This is a genomic window from Haloarcula amylolytica, assembly GCF_049705545.1.
Classification (GTDB): domain Archaea; phylum Halobacteriota; class Halobacteria; order Halobacteriales; family Haloarculaceae; genus Haloarcula; species Haloarcula amylolytica_B.
The window spans coordinates 325,353-350,601 of record NZ_JBNAMU010000001.1; the positions used below are offsets into that span (position 1 = coordinate 325,353).

Genomic DNA, 25,249 nt, shown 5'->3' on the forward strand with positions numbered 1-25,249 from the left:
CCGATGCGCACGCTTTTTCCCGCTGGGAGTGGTGGCTAGAGACAATGATTTCCGAGGGCTGCGAACAGTGCGCCAAAGGCGGCAAGATGGTGCTGTTCGTCTACGGCTACTGCGACCAGCGAGACTGCTTCTACTGTCCCCTCGGGGAGAACCGCAAGAACGTCACCCAGATGTACGCCAACGAGCGTCCTATCGAGGACGACGCGGACGTCATCGAGGAGGCCAAGCGCATGAGCGCGCTCGGTACGTCGATCACGGGTGGCGAACCCCAGGAAGTGCTCGACCGGACCTGTCACTACCTGGAACTGCTGAAAGACGAGTTCGGCGAGGACCACCACACGCACCTCTACACCGGTATCCCCGGCGGCCGCGAGAACATGCGCCGCCTCTCGGAGGCCGGCCTCGACGAGATTCGCTTCCACCCGCCTCTGGAACAGTGGGGCGACCTCCACGGGACCGAGTGGGAGGACATCCTCTACATCGCCCGCGAGGAGGGGCTGACCCCGGCCTTCGAGATTCCCGGCATCCGCGCCGAGGAGGAGTTCCTCGAGTTCCTCGACGAGGGCGCGGCCGACTTCTGTAACATCAACGAGTTCGAGATGTCCGACGGGAACTACCGCCGGATGCAGGAGGAGGGCTTCGAACTGAAAGACGACCACATGAGCGCCGTCGAGGGGTCCCACGACATCCTGGAGAAGATGGGCGACCACGAGAAGGTGTACTTCTGTACGAGCGTGTTCAAAGACGCCGCCCAGCACCGCTCGCGGCTCAAGCGGATGGCCCGCAACATCCGCCGCCCGTTCGACGACGTGACCGACGACGGGACGCTCGTCTACGGGAAGGCCTGGACCTCCGAGGCCCGACTCGAAGCCCTCGGCGTCCCCGAGGAGTACTACACAGTCAAATCCGACCACGTCGAACTCGCCTGGTGGCTGCTCGAAGAGATGGTCGAAGAAGGCGATGTCGAGAAGGGCGAGATCGTCGAGCAGTACCCGACCTACGACGGGACGGTCGTCGAGCGGACGCCGCTGTCCAACGGTGCTGACGCCGGACGGGCGACGGCTGACGATTAGAGCCTAAATACGGTTGGATCCCCGATTTCCGCGGTTCACGGGCCTGTGCTGTCCGGCCGTGGCTTTATTTATCAGCTAAGAGAAATGCCAGTGACCCTCCATGCGCCTGGCTATTGACAGTGGCAAACTCCTGTACGCACTCGGTGTTCTGTTCGCCGCGGCGGCGCTCCTGTATTTTGTCCGGGACGTCGTGTTCGATCTCTCGATAACAGTGAAAGCGGCGCTGCTGTTGCTGGGCTTTATCGCGTTCTTCGTGGCCGGCGTGACCCTCGAACGGGACGTACTGGATGTCGTAGCCTTCGCTCTCAGTGGCGTGACCTACGTCGTGTTCGTCGGCTACGTCGTCGTTCGGTATTCGCCGGGCGAAACGGGGATATTCCTGTTGCTCGCCGCGTCCGCGGGGCTGTTCGTCGGCCTCGGCTACGCGCTTCGGGCAGGGGTTCCGACGCCGTCGCGTCGCACCGCCGGGTACGCGCTCGGGGGCCTCCTCGTCGTGAGCGTCCTGCTCGTGGGGGCCGACGCGCTCAGCGGCGGGGTGACCTACGACGTGCAGACGAACGAATCGGTCACCGTGTCGGTACCGGAAACGGAGCAGGGATCGGGCGGGTTCCCGCCCGTCAGCAAGCAGATCGGAGCAGTCACCGCCTCGAACCCGTCGCCGTTCCTGCGGGCACTCGACCTCCCGTCCCTCTCTGGCTGTCTGGTTGGACCCGCGGACAACCCTCGGGAGGACATGTGGGTGAGCGTCGACAGGGACTGGGACGACGACACGATTGCCGGGTCGACCACCAGGTCATACGCGATTACGGGAGAGTTTCGGCTGGATACGAACCGGACGGAACAGGTGACCTTCGCCGTTGAGCGGGGTATCGATTGCAGCGCCGAGCGGGGCGAGCCGACGATAGCGGTTCAGGTCGGCGACAGCGACAGATTAGACTGACTACTCCAGCTCTGTGAGACACTCCTGACAGTAGGAGGCGTCTTGCATGTTCGGCGTACCGCAGGTGCCACAGGTCACGACCGACATATTGGTCTCCGACAGCGGTGACGCCTCGTCGTCGGTGAGCGCGTCGACCGGCCAGTCGGCTCCGGCCGGCGACTGGTCCCCCATCTCGGCGCGCTGGTGGGCCTGCTGGATGAGTTCGTCGTCACGCATCGCTTCGAGGCCGCGCCACAGCCCCAGAAACAGCAGCGTCGGCGCGACAATGACGAACAGGCCAGCGATGACGCGCAACGCCAGTTCCACCTGGCCGAGTGACATACGGTCACAATGGGCTGGAACGTCGAGTATCCTTCGCCGCATCCGTCGGATTGCGGGCCGTCAGGCCGCGTCGACGCCTTCTTGTCCCGTCTCGCTGAAGACAGGCTGTGAGTGACCCTATCGTGGCAGTCGGTGGCGGGCTCGCCGTGGTCTTGCTCCTCGGGTTGAGCGCGTTCTTTTCGAGCTCGGAAATCGCGGTGTTCTCGCTACAGAAGGACTGGATAGCACAACAGGCGGCGACGGGCGACCGACAGGCCAAGGTGCTGGAGGAACTGTACGACAACCCACACCGCCTGTTGGTGACGCTGCTAGTCGGCAACAACATCGTCAACATCGCGATTTCGAGCATCATCACCGTCCTCGTCGCGAGCTATCTCTCCCCGGGGCCGGCGGTCGTTGCAACCACGGTCGTCACCAGCTTCCTCATCCTGATTTTCGGCGAGATCGTGCCGAAGGCGTTCGGCCTCGGCAACGCACAGAAATGGGCACTGACTGTCGCATCACCGGTCCGGATCGTCGAGCGGGTCCTCTCCCCGCTTATCACCTTGTTTGACGGGATTACAAGCCGGATAAACGCCCTCATTCCCGTCGAAACCGACATCGAAAAGCCGTACCTGGACTGACCGTCAGTACTGGTACAGCGAGACGACGAACGGCAGTTTGTTGTACATCCAGATGGCCAGCGGCAGGCCGACAATTGTCACCGATAGCGCGTACGCGACGCCGGTCCAGACGCCGCTGGCCCACCAGCCGACGAAGATGAACCAGACGGCGCGGACGAGCAGTGAGTACTGCGAGCCGCCGTCGCTCTCCGTGACGAGCCGGTCGCGTCGCTTGAGCGTCAGCACGAGCGGTACCCTGTTTATCATCTTGATGCCCAGGGGAATGCCGATGATCGTGACGTTCAGGAACCACGCGACCGAGAGCCAGATGCCGGTCACCCACCAGCCGGCAAGCAGGAACCACACCGCCCGGACGAGGAGGGACCGCTGTTCACTCATACAGGAGCTACCATACCTGCCGGCATAAGTTTCCGGTTCGGTGGCGGGACGCGTCATCATAGGTATACCCACACTGTCGGGTGTCTCCCAGGTCAGTATCAGCGGTGATACCCGACGCGTAGCAGATGATATATTCACGGACAGGTATCGAAAATGGAGTAACTATATCGTCCAACAGATCGTCTGAAAATGCCGTTACCAGGTCAGTATGTTCGTATATACCTCAGTCAGTAATTCTATATATGTGGCAGCTTTTTGTATGATAATTAGAAACCGGCGGACGAATGGTGAGCCAATGCTTTCGTCCGTCCCGGTTCCAGGTTTCACGGTTCGTCCCGGATGCTATCCGGAAACGATTCGTCAGGAAGTTTCTCGCGGCCGTACTAGTGGCAGTACTGGTCGCCGGCGGCATCGGAGCGGCGTTCTACGTCGACACCACGCGAACGCTCGACCGCCGCGTCGAGTCACAGGTCGTCTCGACCGCCGAGTTACAGGCGGACGGTCTCGACAACTGGGTCGACGGTTTCCGCCGGCAGACCCGAACGCTCTCGTCGGTCAAGGAGTTCCAGAACGGACAGCCGGGCGTCATCAAGGACTATCTCCTGCTGCAGTCGAGTGACCTTACCTCCGAGTTCGTCGCCGTGCATTACGTCCAAGCGTCGGACGGGACGGTGGAGGCAAGCACCGCGAACGGGATCCGCGGGCAGACACTCGCCGAGCTGGGTGTACCGTGGGGCTCGGAAATGGCGGGAGTCGACAGCGAAACCGACACGCCGGGGGCCGTCGTTGTGCCGGAAGAGCCCTACAAGTCACCGGTGACCAACGACAACGTTCTCGCGTTCGTCAGTTCGCCCCCACGAAACACCGAACACGTCGTCGTCGTCGAAGCGAACCTCTCCGCTCGGACCGAGGAATTCCGCGGATCGATGACCGACGGTGAGACGACGATTCTCGGGCCGGACGGATCAGCAGTCGTCGGCCAGAGCGTCCCCTCGGCGACGGCCACAGCGTTTGCGAGCGGCGACGGGGACGGGTTCGAGCAGTCCTCGGGAACGGTGTACGGCTACACGAACCTCGATAGCGTCCGCTGGACTGTCGTGACCCAGGTGCCGGCGTCGAGCGCCTACGCCATGCGGAACCAAATCGGGACCAGCCTCCTCCTGACGCTCGCGTCCGCGCTGGTCGTCCTCGGGGGCGTGACCATCGGCATGGGGAAGCGGTCGGCGACGACCCTCTCGGACCTCGCCGAGACGGCCGATGAGATGAAATCGGGCGACCTCGACGTGACGCTCGACACGGCCCGCGACGACGAGATCGGCCGGCTGTTCGACGCGTTCGACGAGATGCGTCGGTCCCTGCGGGAGCAGATTGCCGACGCCGAACGGGCCAGGGAAAGCGCCGAGTCAGCGAGGAGCGAGGCGGAATCGGCCAAGCGGGAAGCCGAATCGGCTCGCGAGGACGCGCTGGAACTCAGTGAGCAACTGCAGGCCCGCGCCGCGGCCTACGGTGACGTCATGGACGCCTGCGCCGACGGCGATCTGACGGCGCGGATGGCGACAGACGCGGACAACGAGTCGATGACCCACATCGCGACGACGTACAACGCGATGCTCGACGAGTGGGAGGACACCATGCGCGAGGTCCGGGCATTCAGTGAGTCGGTCCAGGCCGCCAGCGGGACCGTCTCCGAGAACGTCGCCGCGGTCCACGACCGCAGCACCGGTGTCAAGGACTCGGCGACGGAGATGGCCGACGGCGCGGAGGCCCAGTCGGCGAAGCTCGATACCGTTCTGGCGGAACTGGAAGACCTCTCTGCCACCGTCGAAGAGGTATCGACCGCCGCCGACACTGTCAGGGACCGCGCCGACGAGGCGCTCGACCGGTCGCAGGACGGGCGCGCGGCGGCCCAGCGTGCAGCGACGGCCCTCGACGAAATCGAGACCTCGACCGGAGAGACCGTCGTTCAGGTCGAGGAACTCGGCGCGCTGATGGGTGAGGTCGAAGCCGTAACCGACCTCATCACGGACATCGCGGACCAGACGACGATGCTCGCGCTGAACGCGAACATCGAAGCCGCCCGTGCCGAGACCAGCGGTGAGGGCGACGGGTTCGCCGTTGTCGCCGACGAGGTGAAGGCTCTCGCAGACGAAACGGTCGCCGCGACCGACGACATCGAGACTGCTATCGGGGAGATGCGCGAACAGGTCGAACGCACCGTCGACGAGATGCACGCCACTCAGTCGAAGGTCGCCACCGGGACCGAGACCGTCGGCGAGGCGCTGGCGGCGTTCGACGGCATCGTCGACGACATCGAGGACGCGACCACGGGGATGCGGGAGATTGACAGGGCGACCGACGAACAGGCGGCGTCCACGCAGGAAGTCGTCTCGATGGTCGAGGAGGTCGGCGACATCGGCGACGCGACGGCGACCGAGGCGACCGCCGTCGCCGACGCGGCGACCGAGCAAGTCGCGGCCGTCGATAGCGTCGAGACCGCCGTTACACAGCTCTCAGAGCGTGCCGACGACCTCGGGGCGGTACTCGAAACGTTCGCCGTCAAGGAAGGCGACTCGGTCCACGGCGACACCGAGATGTTCGACACGACAGCCGACGACCGCGGAAAAGCTGAAGCGGCAGACGACGACTGAGTCCTCGCCTCAAGAGACTCAGAAGAAGGCCGACCACTCACTCCGTTCGCGGTCGGTACTCAGCCCTCGAACCCGTCTTCGAAGACGAATGTCCCGTTTCGCTGGACGATGTCACCGTCGACCTCGATAAAGGAGTCCTCGCTCATGTCGACGATCATGTCCACGTGGACTGCCGACTCGTTCTGTTCGTTGTCCTCGCCGACAGTCTCCTCGTAGGCTCTTCCTACCGCCATATGAACGGTGTCGCCCATCTTTTCATCGAACAGCATGTTGTAGGAGAACTGGTCGATGTCGCGGTTCATCCCGATGCCGAGTTCGCCGAGTCGGCTTGCGCCCCCGTCAGTCGACAGGACTTCGCTCAGGAGGTCCTCGTTCTTGCCGGCGCTGTGCTCGACGACCTCGCCGTCTTCGAACCGGAGGCTGACGTCGGTCACCTCCCGGCCCTGGTGGTACAGCGGCTTGTCGAACAGCACCTCACCCTCGACGCTGTCGGGGACCGGTGCGGTGAACACCTCGCCGCCGGGGAGGTTCTTCTCGCCGTAGTCGTTAAGCGTCTCGTTACCGGCGATAGACATCGTCACGTCCGTCGTCTCCCCGGAGACGATGCGGACTTCGTCGGCGGGGTCGAGCACCTCGACCATCTGCGCCTGGTGCTCGCGGACGGCGTCCCAGTCCTTGAGGACGGCGTCCCAGACGAAGTTCTCGTACCCCTCCGTGGAGGTCTGGGCGAGCTGGGCGTTGGCGGGCGCGGGGTACTGCGTGAGACACCAGGTCTTCGAGAGCCGTTCGTTCAGAAGCGGCTGCTGGGACTGCTGGTAGGCGGCCGTCGTCTCGGGGTCGACGTCGCTGGTCTCGGTGACGTTGTCGCTACCCTTGATCGCGATGTACGCGTCCATCTCCTCGTACAGCGCCTCGATATGGCTCGGCGTCTCGAACTCGTCCCGATTGCGGAGAAAGGCGCGGCGGAACCGCTCGCCGAGGCGGTCCTGCACGACGAGCGGGTTCGCGCCACGGTCGGCGGCGAACTCGTGCAGCGCGACGACGAGGTTCTCGGCCTGCGGATGGGCGTCGATAACGAGGTTATCGCCTTCGCTCAGGTCGATAGAGTGGTCGACGATGACCTCCGCGTGTTCGCGAATACGTGGGTCCATACAGATAGGCACCGCCGGCGGCCCCTAACCGTTGCCCTCCCGGCTACTTCTTCTTGCTCTGCTGGAAGCCCTCTTTGAACCCCTGGAACGTCCGCCGGAGCATCAGATACATGAAAAAGAAAAACAGGAGCACGGCAGCGAGGAGCGCGTAAGTGAGCGGGTCAGCCATATTGACAATTGTCCAGCCGACAAGAAAGTCCTTTCGGGAGCCGTGCCTTCGGGCGTCTACCTGGCGATTTTGAAGGGTAAAATACGGGTTTGACCGATAGCTACAACGAGCACTGAACTTTGGCAAAGACTCATAATCCCATAGAACATACGGGCAAGCATGTCGTTGCTGCCTTCTCGGGACCCGGCGACCCCGGACGCCGAACCCCGAGTCATTGGTGTCGACAGTGATGATGCGGACGACGTGCTGTCGGCACTCTCGGCAGAGACAGCGCGTAACTTACTGTCAGAGCTGAACAAGGAGCCAGCGCCGCCGTCCGAGCTGGCCGACCGGGTGGATACCTCGCTACAAAACGCGCAGTATCATCTGAAGAAACTCGAGAACGCCGGTGCGGTCGAGGTCGTCGATACGGCGTACTCCGAGAAGGGACGCGAGATGGACGTGTTCGCGCCGGCCAACCAGCCACTCGTTATCTGTGCCGGTGACGAACAGGAGACATCGGGGCTGCGGGCGGCACTGGCGAACATTATCGGCGGTCTCGCGATCATCGGCTTCGCCAGCCTGCTGGTCCAGCAGGTGTTCGGGAGCGGGCTGGGGTCACTGTTCGGTGGCCCGACAGTGTCGTCCGGGAGTGCGGACACCGGGACCCGGGATCCGAGTTTTTACGCCGAGAACGCAACCGTGACCGACGGGGGCCTTGAGGCCACTGCGGGCGCGCTCGACACCGCCGCACAGGGCGGTGCCGAGGCCGCTGCCGCCGCGATACCGCCAGGGCTGGCGTTCTTCGCCGGCGGCGCGTTCGTCATTGCAGGCATGGCGGCGCTGTGGTACATGCGCCAGTAGCTGCCTGGGATTGCATTTGTTCCAAGATACATAGAATCGAACAGAACCGTCTCTGCGGTACACTTACCGTTCGACGATAGTAGTCGAGATCGGCGTGCCGTCCGGGGAGCGGAGACGGACGCGAACGTCGCCAGCCATGACATCCAGTTCCGCGTGGGCCGGCTGATAGCGCCGCGGGTCCGCGTAACTGCCGGGGTTGACCAGCGTCCAGCCGCCGAAGTCAGTCAGTACGGGTTTGTGTGAGTGACCGACGACGACGATGTCGGCGTTTTCCTGCCGAGCCAGCATCCCGAGGGCGGTTTCGGTGTGCTCGTGGCCGTGCACAACGACGATTGTCAGTCCCTCCCAGGAGACAGTCGCAACGTCGGGGAGCCGGGCGCGGACCGCCGGTCTGTCGTTGTTCCCGACGACCCCGGTCAGCCTCTCACACTCGGCGTCGATGGCATCGAGGACCTGTTCGGTCATGAAATCGCCCGCATGGAGAACGTGGTCGGCCTCGCGGACGGCATCGAGTGTCCGGCCTGTCAGTCGATGGTCGTCGGTCCCATGGGTGTCTGAGATTGCAGCGAGCATACCGCTGGTAGTGGAGCCAGGTATAAATCCAGAAGCATTTTGCGTAATGGATGTGACGGAAAAATAATGGCAGGAAGCAAATCAGTCGTTATCGCCGCACTGATAGCCAACGGCGCGATTGCGATCCTGAAGTTCTTCGGCTTCCTCTTGACTGGGAGTGCCGCGATGCTGTCGGAGACGTACCACAGCATCTCTGACACCGGAAATCAGGTGTTCCTGCTCATCGGGATTCGGTTCAGTGAGCGGGAGCGCAACAGACGCCACCCCTTTGGCTACGGCAAGGCGCAGTTCTTCTACAGCTTTCTCGTCTCCGTGTTCCTGTTCGGTATCGCCGGCTGGGAGAGCGCGAAACACGGCTACAATCAGTTGACCGCGGGGGGGCATGGCGGCGGTGGACACGCCGGGGAGGCAGTCGAGTTCCTGTTTTTTTCCTTCCAGCCGCCGGCGTGGCTGGACCCGCTGTGGGTCAACTACACCGTCCTCGTCGGCGCGTTCGTGTTCGAGACGTACGCGCTGATAAAGGCCCGCGCCGAAATGAAACGCCAGATCGACCGGAACGACTGGTCGGGCTACCGCGAGGCGTTCCGCAAGACCAGTGACGTGACGACGCTAACCGCGCTCACTGAGGACACCATCGCGCTCGCGGGTATCGTCATCGCGCTGGTCGGCCTGTTCCTCGAACAGCAGACCGGCAACCCGTTTTTCGACCGGATCTCAGCGCTGCTCATCGGGATTATGCTGATGGGCTTCGCCCTGGCGCTGGCCTGGGAGAACAAGCGTCTCCTGCTGGGGGAAAGCCTCCCGACGGACGAGGAACAGCGTCTCCGTGAGATCATCATGCAGAACGAGCACGTAACGGAGATTGTCGGCTTCCGAACGGTCTATTTCGGCCCGAACGAGATTATCGTCTTCGCGGACCTGCAGTTCGACCCGGCACTCGATACTGAGTCGATGGATGACGAGATAACGACCCTCGAATCGGCGATGCAGGACACCAACGGCGACATCAGAAAGGTCTACATCGAGCCGGAGCTGTAGGGGTCGCTCTCTTCGAGCCACCAGGGAATCGGGACGCGCTCGGTGTCGGTCGCGACCGTCATCGACATGTCGATGTCCGGCCGGTCCGGTCGTCGCTCGGTATGTTCGACGTATCTGATTACCCCTTGTCGGTCGACGTACAGCCGGGACCGTCCGATTTTGGATCCGTTCTCGCCAGTCTGTGTCCCGCCCGTGCCCGACACAGTCAGAACGGCGACCGGCCGCCCGTTCCGCCGGACGGAATCCAGCTTCCGGTACTCGGTATTCGACAGGAGGTGTCGAAGCAGGTCGACTCCGGCCGGCGAGGCGACCAGCGACGTGTTCGGCGTCGCGGGCGTGGTGGCGTACGGCGTGTCGGGGTCGTCCCGGACGTTGGTGTACACCGTCCCGTTGGCGAGGACCACATCGTCGGATATCGGGCCGAACCGCCGGCGGACGCGCTGGACCTCCCGCTCACGGTCTATCCAGACGTCGAGCGTGTTCTGTGGCCCCGCCTGTTCGACGTGACGGTGGAAGCTCCGGGTCGCCAGGGCCCGCTCGTGCCGGTCCAGCAGTCGATCCACGTCGACCGTCCCGTTGTTAGTCGGGACTGCCACCGTCGAGGCCGGCGAGCTAGTGGGAACTGGAGCCGGCGTCACCGGGTCGGGGTCGCTCGCCGTCGGGCCGGCCGGAAAGAGGCCGGAACAGCCCGCGAGAAGCGCAATAGCGACGGTGAGCGTGACGCGCCACATGTGTTTCAGCAGGGGCGCTCGCGGCAAGTAGCTGTGGGGGCGAACCCTTTTGCCGGTGAACGGCCAATCGGGGCACGTGGCAACAACGGACGACGGCTACATGCGGTTTTTCCCCTTCGAGGAGCCGTACGACCATCAGCAGGAGGCGATGGGAACGATCTACGACGCGCTCGAGGAGGGCCGTGACGTGCTGTTCGAAGGGGCGTGTGGGACCGGCAAGACGCTCGCATCGCTGGTCCCCGCGCTGGAACACGCCCGCGAGACGGGCAAGACCGTCGTCATCACGACGAACGTCCATCAGCAGATGCGCCAGTTCGTCGAGGACGCCAGAGCGATTACCGACCAGGAGCGACTGCGAGCGGTCGTTTTCCGGGGAAAAGGGTCGATGTGTCACATCGACGTGGACTACGAGGAGTGCCAGGCGCTGCGGGACACGACCCGTGACCTGGTCGAAGTCGAGAGCGACATCGCCGAGCTGGAACAGCGCGAGGGGGAACTGCTCTCGGACGGCCAGGCGGGCAGCAGCGAAGCGATGGAAGCCCGCAACGCCGTCGTCGAGGAGCTCCGGGACCTGCAGGACGAGCGCGAAGAGATCGAAACCGAGCGGTCGACCTGCGACCACTACTACCGGAACCTCACCGTCGACACCAGCGAGTTCTACGCGTGGCTGTTCGACGACGTTCGGACGCCCGACGACGTGTACGAGTACGCCCACCAGCAGGGACTGTGCGGCTACGAACTGCTGAAAGAGGGGATGGACGGCGTCGACCTCGTCGTCTGTAACTACCACCACCTGCTGGACCCCACCATCCGCGAGCAGTTCTTCCACTGGATCGGCCGCGACCCCGAGGACATCATCGCCGTCTTCGACGAGGCTCACAACGTCGAGTCGGCCGCCCGTGACCACGCCCGGCGGACGCTCACCGAGAACACGCTCGACCAGGCCATAGAGGAACTCGACGGCGAGGAAGACGCCCGGACCGACGCCGCGGCCAACGTCATCGAGACGTTCCGGGACGCCCTCGTTGAGGCCTACGAAGACTCCTTCGGGTTCGGCGAGCGCGAGGTCGTCGACGAGCACTGGGACGACATCACCATCGCCAACGACGACCGGAAAGACGACCTCACGCTCGCTTTTCTTCAGGGGTACACCGGCCCCGGCTTCCACGAGGAACTGGACCGCGCGCTAGAACTCGGTCGTGATTTGGACGCACGGTATCAGGAGGCGTTCAAAAAGGGGGAACTGGACACCAGAAAGGAGTGCCGGACCTTGCAGGCTGCTGGCTTCATCGCCGACTGGCTCGACGAATCCGACGAGACCGGCCAGTACCCCGTGGTCAGTGTCCGCCGCGACGAATCGACCGACGAGGTGTACGGCCGCGCGGAACTGTACACCTGCATCCCCGAGGAGGTCACCCGCGACCTGTTCGAGGACCTGCACGCGGCGGTGCTGATGAGCGCCACGTTGCGGCCCTTCGACGTGACCGAAAACGTGGTCGGCGTCGAGGACCCGGTGACGATGGCCTACGGCGCGCAGTTCCCCGAGGAGCGCCGCCGAACCTACGCCGTCGACGGCCCGGCGCTGTTTTCCAGCGAACGCGACGATCCCCAGACCCAGCAACGCATCGCGCGCACGCTCGAAGACATCGTTCGCTTTACCCCCGGGAACACGCTCGTGTTCTGTCCCTCCTACAGCGAGGCCGAGCGCTACCACGACATGACCGCCGTGAGCGCGACCCGGTACCTGGACGAACCGGGCACGCAGGCGCGTGACCTCCGAGAGGCCTTTACCGACGGCGACAACGGCGTCCTCTACACTTCGCTGTGGGGGACGCTGGGAGAGGGTGTGAGCTACGACGGCGACGACGCCCGGACGGTTGTGGTCGTCGGCGTCCCCTACCCCCATCTCGACGACCGCATGGACGCCGTCCAGGACGCCTACGACGTGGCCTTCGACGATGACGGGGACGACGCGGGCTGGCGCTACGCCGTCGAGATTCCCACGGTCCGCAAGACCAGGCAGGCCCTCGGGCGCGTGGTCCGCTCGCCCGAGGACTTCGGCGCGCGCATCCTGCTGGATAAGCGCTACACCGAGGCCGCCGAGATGGAGATGCACGACTACGCCGTCCGCGGCACCTTTCCGCCAGAAGAGCGCCGCGAGATGGTCGATATCGGCCCCGAGAAGCTCAAGTTCTCGCTGCTCAACTTCTATCAGGACATGGACGCCTACGACGGGCCGCCGCCAAAACCCTGAGTACGGGTTCGAGCGTAGCGAGAACCCGCTTTTTCCCCATGTTTTTGTGCAAGCGGTTGCCGAAGTGAGCCCTGCGAGCGAGGCAACTCGACGCACAAAAAGTGGATGCCGATGCCTACGACGGGCCGCCGCCAAAACCCTGAGGGAGGTGTGACCTGCCTGCAACCAGGACCGACCCGAAACCGGATGTTTTGAAACCCTCCACACGAAACTCGCGGGCAATGCTAGTCGCCTTCGACTTCGACGGGACGCTCTCCGATTCGGAGATGACGGTCCTGCTCGGGAGCCAGAACGGGACGGCCGAGGACATGGCCGACATCACCGAGCGCGCGATGAACAACGAAATCGAGTACGCCGAGAGCCTCCGCCAGCGGTGTGCGCTCCTCGAAGGCCTCTCGGACGAGCAGGCCCAGGCAGCGTTCGACGAGGTTGCCCTGCGCCCCGGCGCGGCTCAGGTCATCAAAGCCTTGCGGGACGCCGGCGTCTACGTCGCTATCCTCACCGGCGGGTTCGAGCGCGGCGTCGAGGCTGCACTCGAAACGGAGGGGGTCGAGGTCGACGCCATCGTGGCCAACCGGCTGCTCGTTAAAGACGGGGAACTCACCGGCGAGGTCCGCGGCCCGCTCATCTCCGGAACGAAAGACGACGCGATGGAGGTCGTGACCGCTGTCACCGGCGAGGACCGGGACACGACCGTCGCCGTCGGCGACGGGGCCAACGACCTGCCGATGCTCGAAGTCGCGAACCTGGCGATCGGCTTCGACCCGAAACCGGCCGTCGCGCCGTCGTGTGACACGTCAGTCGAGACGATGGACGAACTGTACGAGCTGCTGGAAGCCGAAGATATTCTGTAGCGCAGTCATCGTTTTCGCCACTCGCTGTCCCGTAACGGTACAGACCAGTTGACAGGAGAGAAAACGAAAACAGGGAGAGGCACGCTCCCCACGGATGCGAGCGTTCGTTGTCGGACCAATGACAGAGTATGGTTGAGCGTGAACCGACGCGTGCTCGCTACCGGCGACGGTTCATTGAATACATGACCCTCTCCCGTAATAAACCTAGTGAATAGGTTAATTATTGCAGTGCTTTGGTACGTTTGTCCAGATATGTTCCGCAGAATACTGTATCTTTGGTTAGTTGGTTGCCCGGCCGATAGCCTGGTCGAGGTCGGCTTTGATATCCTCGACGGATTCGGTGCCGACAGAGAGTCGGACCATGTCGTCAGTGACGCCGGCGGCGGCTTTCTCCTCGTCAGTGAGCTGCTGGTGGGTGGTCGAGGCGGGGTGGATGATGAGCGTCTTCGCGTCGCCGACGTTCGCGAGTAGGGACGCGATTTCCGTCGATTCGACGGTCGTTCGGGCGGCGTCGTACCCCGCTTCGAGGCCGAACGTTATCATGCCGCCGTAGCCGCCGTCGAGGTACTCACTGGCGGTGTCGTGCGTTTCGTGGTCTTCGAGGCCGGGGTAGGTGACCCACGAGACCTCGGGGTGGTCGGCGAGGAACTCGGCGACGCCCATGGCGTTGTCGCAGTGGCGGTCCATCCGCGCGGGCAGCGTCTCCAGGCCCTGCATCGTCTGCCACGCGTCGAAGGGGGACTGCTGGCAGCCCAGGTCACGGAGGCCACGAGCGATGGCGGCGTAGGTGAAGGCCGCGTCATCGAATCGCTCCCGGAAGTTGACGCCGTGGTACGCGGGGTTGTCGCCGGCGATTTCGGGGTATTTATCGGCGTGTTCTTCCCACGGGAAGGAGCCACCGTCGACGAGAATTCCGCCGACAGTGGTGCCGTGACCGTGAATCCACTTCGTCGTGGAGTTCCAGACGAGGTCGGCCCCGTGCTCGATTGGGTTACAGAGATACGGCGTCGCGAAGGTGTTGTCGACGAAGAAGGGGACGCCGTGGTCGTGGGCGATCTCGGCCAGGCGCTCGAAGTCGGGCGTGACGAGCGCCGGGTTGCCGATGGTCTCACAGTGGACGTAGGCCGTGTTTTCGTCGATGGCGTCGGCGTAGGCGTCGTAGTCGAGCGTGTCGACGAAGCGGGTTTCGACGCCGTTGCGCGGCGCGGTGTGGGTGTAGTAGGTGTAGGTCCCGCCGTACAGTGACGACGCCGTGACGACGTTGTCGCCGACGTCCGCGAGCAGGAACGTCGCCAGGTTCAGCGACGCCATCCCGGAGGCCGTGGCGACCGCGCCGACGCCGCCCTCCAGCGCCGCCAGCCGTTCTTGTAGCATGCCGACGGTGGGGTTCATCAGCCGCGAGTAGATGTGGCCCGGCTTCTCTAATGCGAACTGCTGGGCCGCGTCTTCCGCGTCCTCGAAGACGTAGGAGGTGGTCTGGTACAGTGGCGGCGCGCGGGAACGGGTTTCAGCGTCTGGCTCTTCCTGGCCGACGTGCAAGGCGTCGGTTTCGAATCCGTGGTCTTGGTCGTCGCTCATACACTCCGCTTTCACCTGATGGGTCTTAATAACGACCACACCGGTGAGCCCCGCCACTGCTACGAGATAGCGGTGATTCTTCGCACTAATACCGAATACATTCGTCCATGGGTAGTCAGGGGACAGGTCGATGGAATGCTGTCGAGACAACGCGCGAACACCCGGACGGCCGGGAGCGAGTGGTGCGACGACCGTCGCACCCGAAGCGACCCGGGGAAGGGCAGGCCTGCATCAGTGATCTCCAGACGCAACTGACAAGCATACCGCGCGCCGGCGGCGCGCGGTTTCCCCGGTCGCGAACGCAGTGAGCGACCGGCCTTTTTCGCCCACGTTTTTGCAAGGGGGGGTGCCCGCAGGCCGCTCCGCGGCCGAGGACACCCCTCGCAGCAAAAAGGTGGGTTAGGAGAACTTCCGGACCGTCATCTCAAGCGTATCCAGGTCCAGAATCGGGGCGTAGCCGGCGTCCGGGTCGATGTTGACGCTCTTCTGGAACTCGGTCTGGGCCTGCCAGCACCCGGAGTTCAGCGCAACGACGTTGTGATACTCGCCCCAGCCGAGCTTGTGGACGTGGCCGGTGTGGAACACGTCCGGGACCTCCTCCATGACCAGATAGTCGCGGTCCTCGGGGGCAAGCCTGGTGTGGCCGCCGTACTGGGGCGCGACGTGGCGCTTCTTCAGGAGCTGGTACATCGCCTTGTGGGGCTCCTCGTAGCTGGCCTCCTCGTCGGGGAGCTCGGCGATGACCTCGTCCAGCGAGACGCCGTGGTACATCAGCACCGTGACGCCCTCGACAGTGACCAGGGCGGGGTTCGAGTGGACCTGGGCGTCGTGGGCGGTCATGATGTCCCGGAGTTCCTCGTCGAAGCCGGGCTGGGGCTCGGCCAGTCGAACGGCGTCGTGGTTGCCCGGAATCATCCGGATCTCCATGTCGCCCGGAACTTCCTTGAGGTACTCCGAGAACGCGCGGTACTGGTCGTAGATGTCGATGATGTCCAGCTCCTCGTCCTGCTCGGGGTAGATGCCGACGCCCTCGACCATGTCGCCGGCGATGAGCAGGTATTCGACGGTCTCGGCTTCGGAGGTGTGGAGCCAGTCGGTGAAGCGGTGCCAGGCGTCCTCCATGAACTCCTGACTACCCACGTGAACGTCGGAGATGAGCGCCGCCTGGACGTGGCGGTCGGCGGTCGAGGGGCTGTGGGTCCGGGGCACGTCCGGGAAGTACAGCGAGTCCACGAACAAGATGCCGGCGTCGTCGGCCAGTGTCCCCTCGACGGCGATGACCTCGTCCATGAGCAACTGCTGGACAAGGTCGGCGATGGGACGGTCTTTCATCACGAGACAGGGGAAGGTTCCGTTCGTGTCCTCCAGTTCGACCAGCCAGTGCCCGCTGGCGGTCGAACGGATGTCAGAGACCATCCCGATCAGCGCGGCGTCGCTGCCGCCGCCCATGTTCTCGATAGCGTCGGTCGGCCGGTGGTTCACTCTGCCGCGCAGCTTGCTCGCCAGTTTCTCGTAGCGGTCCCGGAACACCGCGACGAAGTCCGAGTACTCCCCAGTCCCGGTGGACTGGCCGGTCATGTCGTTCGCGACTTCGATAGCTCGGAGGGATGTGTCCACGTCCCGTGACCCCCCCGTTTCAGGTGGAACGGACGCACCCGGTTCGGTCGAGGTGGCTGCGTTCGTTCCAGTTGAAACTGGGGGGTGTGATCCGGTCGGAGAGCCGGCGGTCTCGTCTCCAGAGTTCGGCTCTGTATTCGGCGGGCTCTCGGTGGTTTCTGTCGCTTCAACCACAGATTCGACGTGGTCGGTTGTCAGCTTCAGCGCTTCATCGGGGAGGGTTTCGAGTGCGCGTTCCAGCGTCGCCGATGGATCTGAGGTGTCGGCGATCCGAGTCACCGCCTCGCGCTCCGCGTTGTAGCCGCGGCTCGCGAGTTCGCTGACGATGCGTGCCGGCGTCTCCAAAGGCACGTTCCACACTCAGTGTCTGCGGGCAAAAGGATAGCGGACCGACAGCCGTCACAAGATTGATACGCCACTGTCGGCAATCCGAGGTAGGATGAGCCGGGACGAATCAACCAACGGCACGCCTCCAGACGGCACAGACGGACCTGTGGAGGCCAGCTCTGGGTTTCGTTTCGGCCTGTACGTCCGTGACATCGGCACGAGCGTCGGGGCGGTCGTGCTCGTCGGCGCGTTCCTGTTCGCTGTCAGTGGGGTGTGGCCGCCACTGGTCGCCATCGAAAGCGGGAGCATGGAGCCACACATCGACACCGGCGATATGGTGTTCGTCATGGACGCGGAGCGCTTCTCGGGACAGGAGGCCCGTCACGGCGTTGTAACGGCAGCGGTCGGGGCAGAAACCGGGTATCGGACCTTTCAGCAGCACGGGGACGTGATCGTCTTCGAACCCAACGGTAACGAGCAGCGAACGCCGATCATCCACCGGTCAATGCTGTGGGTCGATGCCGGCGAGAACTGGTACGACCGCGCGAACCGGGAGTACGTCGGGAGCGCGGACAGTTGCGACGACCTCCGGAACTGCCCGGCACCGCATGCCGGGTTTATCACGAAGGGTGACAACGAAGTAACCAACAGTAGATACGATCAGGTCACCGGAGCAAGCACCGTTGTCCGCCCGGAGTGGGTCGTCGGAACCGGTACCTTCCGAATCCCGCGTCTCGGATACGTTCGGGTCCAGCCGTCCCAGCTATGGCGCACGTCAGCGTCGATGCCGGCCACAGAAGCTTCAGCACCAGCGGCAGCCTGACCAAATCGGAAAATAGCGTTCGGTCCGACAACAGAAAGTTGATTGGTTGCCTCCGAGTATTCGTGGTACGAATGGCCGGGCCAGACCGTCGGTCGTCGGACGAGGACGAAACCGAGGGACCGGGTGGTATGATGTACGTGACCGATATCGTCAGTAGCGCCGGCTCAGTCCTGCTTGTCGGGGTGTTGCTGTTCGCTGTCAGTGGTGTGTGGCCCCCACTCGTCGCTATCGAAAGCCCGAGCATGGACCCCCATATCAAGGAAGGCGACCTCGTGTTCGTGATGGAAGAGGAGCGGTTCTCCGGCCCGGGAGATCACGACGGTGTTGTCACCGCAGCGAACGACGACAGCTATCGGAAGTTCCAGCGCCCGGGCGACGTTATCGTGTACGAACCCGACGGCAACGGCCGACAGACGCCGATCATCCATCGGGCGATGCTGTGGGTCGAAGAAGGCGAGAACTGGTACGACCGCGCGAACGAGAACTACATCGGGAGTGCGGACAACTGTGAGGAACTTACCTCCTGTCCGGCCGACCACGCCGGCTTCATCACCAAGGGCGACAACAACGGCCGGTACGATCAGGTCGGCTCCAGCCCAATCAGCGAACCGGTCAAACCCGGCTGGGTCGTCGGCACCGCGGAGATACGGGTTCCGTTGCTGGGGCAGGTTCGACTCCAGTGGAACCAGGCCGGAGCAACGGACCCGGTGACGGACAAGACGGGACCGGCGGTGACGAGCGAGACAGAAGCGACAGCCGTGAACGCGACCGCGGCCGGATAGCTCGTATCACTCGAAAAGGGACCGTTTCACCTGGAACAGGAGATACTGTCGAGCGCCGATACAATTCACAGGTCAGTTGTCGAACCGGGCCTGGACGAACGGCTGGACGTCGTCGATATCGCCGAGCCGCGAATCCGACAAGAGCACCGCCTCCGTCTCTTCGGTCGGAACTGACAGGGAGATCTCTTTGGTCCGGCCGTACCGGCCCTTCGAGACGACGACGGCGTTGACGATGCCGAGCATGTCCAGTTCCGATATGAGGTCGGTGACGCGGCGCTGTGTCAGAATGTCGGCGTCGATCTCCTCACAGAGGTTCTTGTAGATGTTGAACACCTCGCCGGTATTGATGTTGTGGACGCCGTTCTTTTCCAAGAGGATGATGGCGAAGAGGACGATCTTCGACTGCGTGGGGAGCGTCCGGACGACCTCGACGACGCGGTCGAGTTCGATCTTCTCCTGGGCCTGTCGGACGTGGTCTTCAAGGACGTTGTCCGTCTGGTCACGTTCGGCGAGTTCGCCGGCGGTTCGGAGGAGGTCGAGCGCGCGACGGGCGTCACCGTGTTCCTGTGCGGCGAAAGCCGCACACAGCGGGATGACGTCCTCGGTGAGTGCGTCGCTTTTGAACGCTACGTCCGAGCGCGCCTGAAGGATATCCCGGAGCTGGTTCGCGTCGTAGGGCGGGAAGACGATCTCTTCCTCGCCGAGGCTGGACTTGACACGGGGGTCGAGAAAGTCGGTGAACTTCAGGTCGTTCGAGATGCCCATAATCGAGACCCGGGAGTTCTCCAGTTCGGAGTTCATCCGGGAGAGGTTGTACAGGGTATCGTCACCGCTTTTTTCGACGAGCTTGTCGATCTCGTCGAGCATGATGACGACCACGCGCTCGTGGTAGTCGACGGCGTCGAAAAAGGAACTGTAGACCCGGTCTGTCGGCCACCCCGTCATCGGGACTTCCTCGAACTCCGCCTTGTCTGCTTCCAGCGATTCGATTTCGGCTTCGATGTCGTCGAGAGAGTCGAAGGCCGTCTCTTCGAGTGCAGCGGCGGTGTTCTCGCGTGCGCGCGACCGAATGTCTTCGAGTTCGGCGATGCGGTCGTCGATGAGCTTGACGTTCTTGTCGATGAATTTGTTCGCGAGTTGTGCCAGCACGCGGTACTGAGTATCGGTCACCTCGCAGTTGATGTACTCCACTTCGCAGGGGACCTCGTACTTCTGTGAGGTCGTTTCGAGTTCCTCGCTGACGAACTTCGCGGACGCGGTTTTCCCGGTTCCCGTCTTCCCGTAAATCAGGATGTTCGACGGGGTGTCACCACGCAAGGCAGTGACGAGAATCGTCGCCATATTGTTGATCTGCTCCTCGCGATGGGGAAGTTTGTGCGGGGTATACGAGGGGCGAAGGACCTCCTTGTTTTCGAAAATAGGTTCCCCTTCGAGAAGGTCGTCGAACAGGCCGCGGGACGCTTCGTCGGAGGGGTCGTCGGATCCGGCATCGAGATTGTCGAGAATGACGTCATCGAGATCGGACGGCCCAGTCGATGTCCCGGTGTCCGTTTCGACGTCAAGCTGCCCGTCGGCGTCGTTCGACGTCTCTGCCGTCGACGGATCGGATTCCGGGGGCGAGTTGTCGCTTTCGTCAGTCATAGTCGAGAGGATCCCCTTCGTTTCGTGTGGAGAGAGTTGGAGACACCGGAACAGAGGGAGCGAGGAGTGCGTCAGTGCCGCCGTTAGTGAGCATCAGCGCTCTCCGGTGCGTCCAGTTGAACCACATGAACCGTACCGTGAGCAGATATTAAATATTTCGGTACACCACCCATGAAAGATACATGTCGCTGTATTGATTGGTTCTGGCGAATGTGAACTGTTCTGATAAAGAGCGCTATGAGTTCAGTGCTACGGGGACAGTGCAGGCATGATACAGGGGATGAAGGGTGGAGGGTGAGCTACGGTGCACATCCGATAGCTGTGACACAGTTTGAAGATAGACATGAGAATCAAGAAGAGACAGGACCGACGGGACGAACCCACCGTAATGGGCAACCCCCCCACCCCTTCGTTTCCGGTGGAACGCGAAACAGACCCGGGGGAGGGGGTGAGGGAGTCGATGATATCCCCTAGTGAGAGGGAAAGATTTAATACAATAACTCATAAACCAAACCCGTACTGGGTAAAACAAATAGCTAGTAGGGTTTAGAACTCGTTTTCTAGTGTCTAGGCCGCTCTAGCTAGTGTAATCACGAGTCGCACCGATCTGAACAACTGGTCCGCTCCCGATTCGACCTGCAATTCTCCCACCCCTCCCCAGGGGTATGTGCCGTTCCACTTGAAACGAAGGGGTGGGGGGCTAGGATATCTCATCGACGCGCTCAGTCTCGGACGGCCGGGCTCCATCCGAACACCGCCCCTCCAGCCGTACCCGTGGCAACGCCCATACGCCGATATGTGCTATGTCTTATCGTGTCAGCGATATCACTAATGTCTGACGTAGGCTTAAGTGAATTCGCCTATCTTTTACGGGCAGAGCCGCCATACCGGACGACTCCGGGCGGCGGGAGGATAGGATGGGATTGTTAACAAACCTCAAAGATAGCATCTCACGCGCGGCATCGACGCTGTTCTCCGAAGAGGATCCGAAACGCATCGGGATCTACGGCCCGCCGAACGCCGGCAAGACGACGCTGGCGAACCGTATCGCACGCGACTGGACCGGCGACGCCGTCGGTCCGGAGAGTCACGTTCCCCACGAGACTCGTCGTGCGCGCCGAAAGGAGAACGTCGAGATCGAACGCGACGGGAAGAAAGTGACAATCGACATCGTCGACACGCCGGGCGTGACGACGAAGGTCGATTACACCGAATTCCTCGAACACGACATGGAGAAAGACGACGCCGTCCGTCGCTCCCGCGAAGCGACTGAGGGCGTCGCCGAAGCGATGCACTGGCTCCGTGAGGACGTCGACGGCGTCATCTACGTGCTGGACTCAGCAACCGACCCGTTCACGCAGGTCAACACCATGCTCATCGGGATCATCGAGAGCCAGGACCTTCCGGTGTTGATTCTTGCAAACAAGATCGACTTGGAGGAGTCCTCCGTCCAGCGGATCCGAAACGCCTACCCCCAGCACGAGACGATTCCGCTGTCGGCGCTTGAGGGCGACAACATGGACGAAGTCTACGACAAAATCGCGGAGTACTTCGGGTGATATAATGGCAGAAGTCAAAGACCCAGACGACGGCGTCCAGATCGACCTCATCAGCGGCGAACGCATGGCTGGGCTGGCCTCGATGGAGAAGATCCGGATGATACTCGACGGGGTTCGTGACGGTAACATCGTCATCCTCGAAGAGGGACTCTCCCCCGACGAGGAGTCCCGCCTGATCGAAGTCACGATGACCGAAATCAGCCCGGACGAGTTCAACGGAATCGAAATCGAGACCTACCCCAAGTCCGAGGCTGCCGACGCCAGCATCCTCGACCGGCTGATGGGCAAACAGTCCACACAGAAACTGACGGTCATCGGGCCGGCGAACCAGATAGAGACGCTCCACAAGGACGAAACGCTCATCAGCGCTCTCGTCTCCCGGAAATAATGCCTCACCAGTGTACGGACTGTGGCCGTGGCTTCGACGACGGGTCGAAGGAGATGCTCTCGGGCTGTCCCAACTGCGGCGGGAACAAGTTCCAGTATCAGCCCGAGGGAACCGATATCTCCGAGACGCCGGATGCGGAGCCACCGGAACCACCGGGACCCGACAGCACTGTCGCCCGGACCGTCGGCAAGACCGCCGCATCGGTGCGTGACTTCGTCAGTGGCTCCGCCGCGGACGGGGACCGTCCCGCCGAACAGTCGCGCCTCGACAGCAACCGGTCAGCTGACTCACAACCGAATGACCCATCCCGCACTCCCGACTCGCCGTCAACCGAACCCGACCGTACGTCGGCGACCGAGGATTCGGCCCAGGCCAGTGCCCGCGGTGATGTCGTCGAGCCAGACGAACTCCCATCCGATGTCCCGTCGGCGTCTGAATCTGAACACCAGTTCCGTCCTGTCGGTGCGGACCCCGATCCACCGGCGGAACCAGAGCAGGAGGACCGTCCCGACCTGGAGGAACTGCGCGCAGAGCTCAATGACCAGTTCGAGTCGATCAAGGTACTGGAGCCCGGCCAGTACGAACTGAATCTGATGGAACTGTACGACCGCGAGGAGTACATCATCGCGCTGCAGGAAGACGGGCACTACTCGATACAGGTCCCAGAAACCATCCGTTCCGAATGACAGACTCCGCCGTATCCCCGCTTTCGTTCATTCGGTAGTCCCGAATTACGCTGTAGAACGGCTACACACAGCATTGAGTATCAACGCGGGCACAACCATTATATAATATGCCGTGGATTCTTCCGATAACGCCATGAGCCACCGAGAACTCTCGAAATCGAACTCACACCTCGAAGAGTGGGCGTCACTCCTCGGTGCTGATATCGACGACGACGGGCGCGACAGCGACTTGCTTGACGACCAGGACGAACCCGCGTAACGGTACGGTTCGTCAGGGAGCGCCACTCACAGTTACAGCCACGTCTATCACACCGCTAAGGAAAAAAACAGCTCGGGACAGATTCCGTCCCGAAATCCGACGGTCGCGATCGATACCGGGTTACGAGATCTTGTCGTACTGGTCGGAGAGCTTCTCGGCGGCGTCGGCCATCAGGTCCTGCTCGTAGTCGTCGAGATCCCACTCGACGATTTCCTCGACGCCGTTGCTCCCGAGACGGACCGGGACACCGAAAGCGGTGTCGTCGTGTCCGAACTCGCCTTCGAGCTTGACCGAGGCCGGCAGCACCTCGCCGGTGTCGCGGAGGATGGCTTCGACCATGTGCGCGACGCCGCGTGCCGGCCCCCACTCGGTCGCGCCCTTGCGCTCGATGACGTCCATCGCCGATTCCTGCAGGTCGCCCAGCAGCGCCTCCTTCTCGTCGTCGCTGAACTCGGGGTCGGTCCCGTCGACGCGGACCTTCGAGAACACGGGGACCTGTGCGTCGCCGTGTTCCCCGAGAATCGTCCCTTCGACGTTCTGAACTGGCGCGTCGAACTCCTCGCTCAGCACGTAGCGGAACCGCGCGGAGTCCAGGCGGCCGCCGAAGCCGATGACCTGCTCGCGCGAGCGGTCGCCGGCCTCGTAGAGGTGGCGGTTGAGCAGGTCGACTGGGTTCGACGTGGTCAGCGAGACGTAGTCGTCGTTGTGCTCGTCCAGCGAGGACTGGATGTCCTCCATGATCGGTGCGTTGTCACCAGCGAGGTCGATACGGGTCTGGCCGGGCTGGCGGGGAATCCCGGCCGTGATGACCACGACGTCCGAGCCGGCGGTGTCCTCGTAGCCGCCCTGACGGACACGCGTGTTCGAATCGTAGGCGATACCGTGATTCGTGTCAGCGGCTTGCCCGACCGTGTCGTCTTCCTTGTCCGGGATGTCCACGAAGACGACTTCGTCAGCGATGTCACGAAGCGCGATGTTGTACCCTGCGGCCGCGCCGACCGTTCCGGCTGCGCCGACTACGCTTACCTTTGTCATACCATTCGCAAAGGCTCGGGCGCGAACGTTAAACGTGTCGAAACCCCGATTCCGCCGGTCATCGTTCAGGCAGTATCGACGTCTCGCACCCGTAAACTGTTTTCAGCCCCGTGGCGTTGTGACACGTATGAGCGACTTCGATAAGGAAGCCGAACGCGAGAAACTCCGCGAGAAGTTCGAACAGGAGGAAGACAACCGGGCGGCGACCGAGCAGATGAGCGAACTCCTGTTGAAGGGTGCGACGATGACGAACGCCCACTGCAGCGAGTGTGGCGACCCCATCTTCCGCTACGACGGCCAGGAGTTCTGCCCGACCTGTCAGAAGCCGGTCGCTCGCGACACGCAGGCCAACGGCACGGAGGCGACGGACGCTGACGAACAGGAGGGCCAGGCCGACGACGGCGACCAGATCGAAGTCGCCGACCCCAGCAACGAGGCCCGCGTTCAGTTCGGCGATGCTGACGAAGCGGCAGCCCAGAGTGCGGCGGACACGACGGACGAACCCACCCAGCAGGACAGTGCACACGCTCAGGCGGGTACACCTTCACAATCACAACCCGACGCTGCGTCCGAAGCAGCATCGTCGACGAACGACCCAGCCGCTCCACCCGAAGCGAGGGGTGACCGGCCGGCCCAGCAGCCCGCCAACTCTGAGCCAGCGCCACAGACCGCTGAAACGGGCACTTCCCCGGAACCTGACTCCCAGACTGCGGACGACCAGCCGTTTGGGACAGAGACACAGAACCCCCCTGTTTCCGCTCGACAGACTGCGGCGTCCGACAGTAACACCGACGACATCGCGGCAAATATGGATGCAGCGTCGGCGTTGCTGGCCGAGACTGCCCACCGCTTTGCCGAGCGTGCGGCCGCGACCGAGAACCCACGCGAGGCTCGTGAACATCTCCAGGCAGCCCGAGAAGCGGCGGAAGCGTTGGATGCAGCGCGGTTCTGAATGGAA

25 protein-coding genes are annotated in these 25,249 nt (G+C 63.0%); 15 read left to right on the forward strand and 10 right to left on the reverse strand.

Translation table 11 applies throughout. The annotated features are described in order from the left end of the window. Positions 1–44 precede the first annotated feature (44 nt). Together ACOZ4H_RS01760 and ACOZ4H_RS01765 are read left to right on the forward strand one after the other, a co-directional pair. A complete protein-coding gene (locus ACOZ4H_RS01760) occupies positions 45–1,073 on the forward strand; it encodes a radical SAM protein (RefSeq protein ID WP_424327693.1) in 1,029 nt (342 codons plus the stop codon). 100 nt (positions 1,074–1,173) lie between these two features. Further along, entirely contained in the window at positions 1,174–2,013 is an 840-nt protein-coding gene (locus ACOZ4H_RS01765) for a DUF1109 domain-containing protein (protein WP_424327694.1), read from the forward strand. On the opposite strand, the gene ACOZ4H_RS01770 is transcribed toward ACOZ4H_RS01765, so the two are convergent. Continuing rightward, the gene (locus tag ACOZ4H_RS01770) at positions 2,014–2,334 is read right to left on the reverse strand and encodes a DUF7577 domain-containing protein (RefSeq protein WP_424327695.1); all 321 of its coding nucleotides are present in this window, start codon (positions 2,332–2,334) and stop codon (positions 2,014–2,016) included. It abuts the gene before it with no gap. A gap of 107 nt (positions 2,335–2,441) precedes the next feature. On the opposite strand from ACOZ4H_RS01770, the gene ACOZ4H_RS01775 reads away from it, so the two are divergent. Then, positions 2,442–2,957, forward strand: coding sequence for a CNNM domain-containing protein (locus ACOZ4H_RS01775; RefSeq protein ID WP_424327696.1), 516 nt, complete (start codon positions 2,442–2,444; stop codon positions 2,955–2,957). Positions 2,958–2,960: 3 nt separating this feature from the next. Here ACOZ4H_RS01775 and ACOZ4H_RS01780 read toward each other — a convergent pair whose 3' ends face one another. Beyond that, complete coding sequence (locus ACOZ4H_RS01780) at positions 2,961–3,335, reverse strand: YccF domain-containing protein (protein WP_424327697.1); 375 nt, start codon at positions 3,333–3,335, stop codon at positions 2,961–2,963. A gap of 386 nt (positions 3,336–3,721) precedes the next feature. Between ACOZ4H_RS01780 and ACOZ4H_RS01785 the strand changes: the two genes are divergently transcribed. Then, complete coding sequence (locus tag ACOZ4H_RS01785; RefSeq protein WP_424327698.1) at positions 3,722–5,983, forward strand: methyl-accepting chemotaxis protein; 2,262 nt, start codon at positions 3,722–3,724, stop codon at positions 5,981–5,983. A 59-nt stretch (positions 5,984–6,042) separates the two neighbouring features. Here ACOZ4H_RS01785 and ACOZ4H_RS01790 read toward each other — a convergent pair whose 3' ends face one another. Both ACOZ4H_RS01790 and ACOZ4H_RS01795 read right to left on the reverse strand, forming a co-directional pair. Further along, the gene (locus ACOZ4H_RS01790; RefSeq protein ID WP_424327699.1) at positions 6,043–7,134 is read right to left on the reverse strand and encodes an aminopeptidase; all 1,092 of its coding nucleotides are present in this window, start codon (positions 7,132–7,134) and stop codon (positions 6,043–6,045) included. Between the two features lie 43 nt (positions 7,135–7,177). Further along, a complete protein-coding gene (locus ACOZ4H_RS01795) occupies positions 7,178–7,303 on the reverse strand; it encodes a hypothetical protein (protein ID WP_310894946.1) in 126 nt (41 codons plus the stop codon). Between the two features lie 159 nt (positions 7,304–7,462). Here ACOZ4H_RS01795 and ACOZ4H_RS01800 point away from each other — a divergent pair, with 159 nt between their 5' ends. Then, a complete protein-coding gene (locus tag ACOZ4H_RS01800; RefSeq protein ID WP_424327700.1) occupies positions 7,463–8,146 on the forward strand; it encodes an ArsR/SmtB family transcription factor in 684 nt (227 codons plus the stop codon). Positions 8,147–8,209: 63 nt separating this feature from the next. On the opposite strand, the gene ACOZ4H_RS01805 is transcribed toward ACOZ4H_RS01800, so the two are convergent. Further along, positions 8,210–8,719, reverse strand: coding sequence for a metallophosphoesterase (locus ACOZ4H_RS01805; protein ID WP_424327701.1), 510 nt, complete (start codon positions 8,717–8,719; stop codon positions 8,210–8,212). A gap of 66 nt (positions 8,720–8,785) precedes the next feature. On the opposite strand from ACOZ4H_RS01805, the gene ACOZ4H_RS01810 reads away from it, so the two are divergent. Beyond that, a complete protein-coding gene (locus ACOZ4H_RS01810) occupies positions 8,786–9,757 on the forward strand; it encodes a cation diffusion facilitator family transporter (RefSeq protein ID WP_424327702.1) in 972 nt (323 codons plus the stop codon). On the opposite strand, the gene ACOZ4H_RS01815 is transcribed toward ACOZ4H_RS01810, so the two are convergent. Next, positions 9,736–10,488 carry a hypothetical protein gene (locus ACOZ4H_RS01815; protein WP_424327703.1) on the reverse strand — a complete coding sequence of 251 codons (753 nt, stop codon included), beginning with the start codon at positions 10,486–10,488 and terminating at the stop codon, positions 9,736–9,738. The two genes, ACOZ4H_RS01810 and ACOZ4H_RS01815, sit on opposite strands and share 22 nt — an antisense overlap. 76 nt (positions 10,489–10,564) lie before the next feature. On the opposite strand from ACOZ4H_RS01815, the gene ACOZ4H_RS01820 reads away from it, so the two are divergent. Together ACOZ4H_RS01820 and serB are read left to right on the forward strand one after the other, a co-directional pair. Next, entirely contained in the window at positions 10,565–12,742 is a 2,178-nt protein-coding gene (locus tag ACOZ4H_RS01820) for an ATP-dependent DNA helicase (protein WP_424327704.1), read from the forward strand. A gap of 191 nt (positions 12,743–12,933) precedes the next feature. Next, a complete protein-coding gene (gene serB / locus ACOZ4H_RS01825; RefSeq protein WP_424327705.1) occupies positions 12,934–13,596 on the forward strand; it encodes a phosphoserine phosphatase SerB in 663 nt (220 codons plus the stop codon). Between the two features lie 279 nt (positions 13,597–13,875). Here the strand turns inward: serB and ACOZ4H_RS01830 are convergent, their stop codons facing one another. Then, positions 13,876–15,174: an O-acetylhomoserine aminocarboxypropyltransferase/cysteine synthase family protein gene (locus ACOZ4H_RS01830; protein ID WP_424327706.1), complete on the reverse strand. Its 1,299-nt coding sequence runs from the start codon at positions 15,172–15,174 to the stop codon at positions 13,876–13,878. Positions 15,175–15,573: 399 nt separating this feature from the next. After that, positions 15,574–17,142, reverse strand: a complete 1,569-nt coding sequence (locus ACOZ4H_RS01835; protein ID WP_424327707.1) for a DNA-directed DNA polymerase II small subunit — start codon at positions 17,140–17,142, stop codon at positions 15,574–15,576. 88 nt (positions 17,143–17,230) lie between these two features. Between ACOZ4H_RS01835 and ACOZ4H_RS01840 the strand changes: the two genes are divergently transcribed. Both ACOZ4H_RS01840 and ACOZ4H_RS01845 read left to right on the forward strand, forming a co-directional pair. After that, the gene (locus ACOZ4H_RS01840; RefSeq protein WP_424327708.1) at positions 17,231–17,941 is read left to right on the forward strand and encodes a S26 family signal peptidase; all 711 of its coding nucleotides are present in this window, start codon (positions 17,231–17,233) and stop codon (positions 17,939–17,941) included. Positions 17,942–18,069: 128 nt separating this feature from the next. Next, the gene (locus ACOZ4H_RS01845) at positions 18,070–18,723 is read left to right on the forward strand and encodes a S26 family signal peptidase (RefSeq protein ID WP_424330325.1); all 654 of its coding nucleotides are present in this window, start codon (positions 18,070–18,072) and stop codon (positions 18,721–18,723) included. Between the two features lie 72 nt (positions 18,724–18,795). Here ACOZ4H_RS01845 and ACOZ4H_RS01850 read toward each other — a convergent pair whose 3' ends face one another. After that, positions 18,796–20,364, reverse strand: coding sequence for a Cdc6/Cdc18 family protein (locus ACOZ4H_RS01850; protein ID WP_424327709.1), 1,569 nt, complete (start codon positions 20,362–20,364; stop codon positions 18,796–18,798). A gap of 917 nt (positions 20,365–21,281) precedes the next feature. Here ACOZ4H_RS01850 and ACOZ4H_RS01855 point away from each other — a divergent pair. From ACOZ4H_RS01855 to ACOZ4H_RS01870, 4 genes are all read left to right on the forward strand, one after another. After that, positions 21,282–21,923, forward strand: coding sequence for an Era-like GTP-binding protein (locus tag ACOZ4H_RS01855; protein WP_004590329.1), 642 nt, complete (start codon positions 21,282–21,284; stop codon positions 21,921–21,923). Positions 21,924–21,927: 4 nt separating this feature from the next. Further along, positions 21,928–22,311: a DUF2073 domain-containing protein gene (locus tag ACOZ4H_RS01860; RefSeq protein WP_004517591.1), complete on the forward strand. Its 384-nt coding sequence runs from the start codon at positions 21,928–21,930 to the stop codon at positions 22,309–22,311. Further along, positions 22,311–22,997, forward strand: coding sequence for an OapC/ArvC family zinc-ribbon domain-containing protein (locus tag ACOZ4H_RS01865; protein WP_424327710.1), 687 nt, complete (start codon positions 22,311–22,313; stop codon positions 22,995–22,997). Before ACOZ4H_RS01860 ends, ACOZ4H_RS01865 begins: the two co-directional genes overlap by 1 nt. Positions 22,998–23,130: 133 nt before the next feature. After that, complete coding sequence (locus tag ACOZ4H_RS01870; protein ID WP_424327711.1) at positions 23,131–23,256, forward strand: hypothetical protein; 126 nt, start codon at positions 23,131–23,133, stop codon at positions 23,254–23,256. A 120-nt stretch (positions 23,257–23,376) separates the two neighbouring features. Here the strand turns inward: ACOZ4H_RS01870 and mdh are convergent, their stop codons facing one another. After that, a complete protein-coding gene (mdh, locus tag ACOZ4H_RS01875; RefSeq protein ID WP_424327712.1) occupies positions 23,377–24,291 on the reverse strand; it encodes a malate dehydrogenase in 915 nt (304 codons plus the stop codon). A gap of 127 nt (positions 24,292–24,418) precedes the next feature. On the opposite strand from mdh, the gene ACOZ4H_RS01880 reads away from it, so the two are divergent. After that, entirely contained in the window at positions 24,419–25,243 is an 825-nt protein-coding gene (locus ACOZ4H_RS01880; protein ID WP_424327713.1) for an Sjogren's syndrome/scleroderma autoantigen 1 family protein, read from the forward strand. Positions 25,244–25,249: the final 6 nt, after the last annotated feature.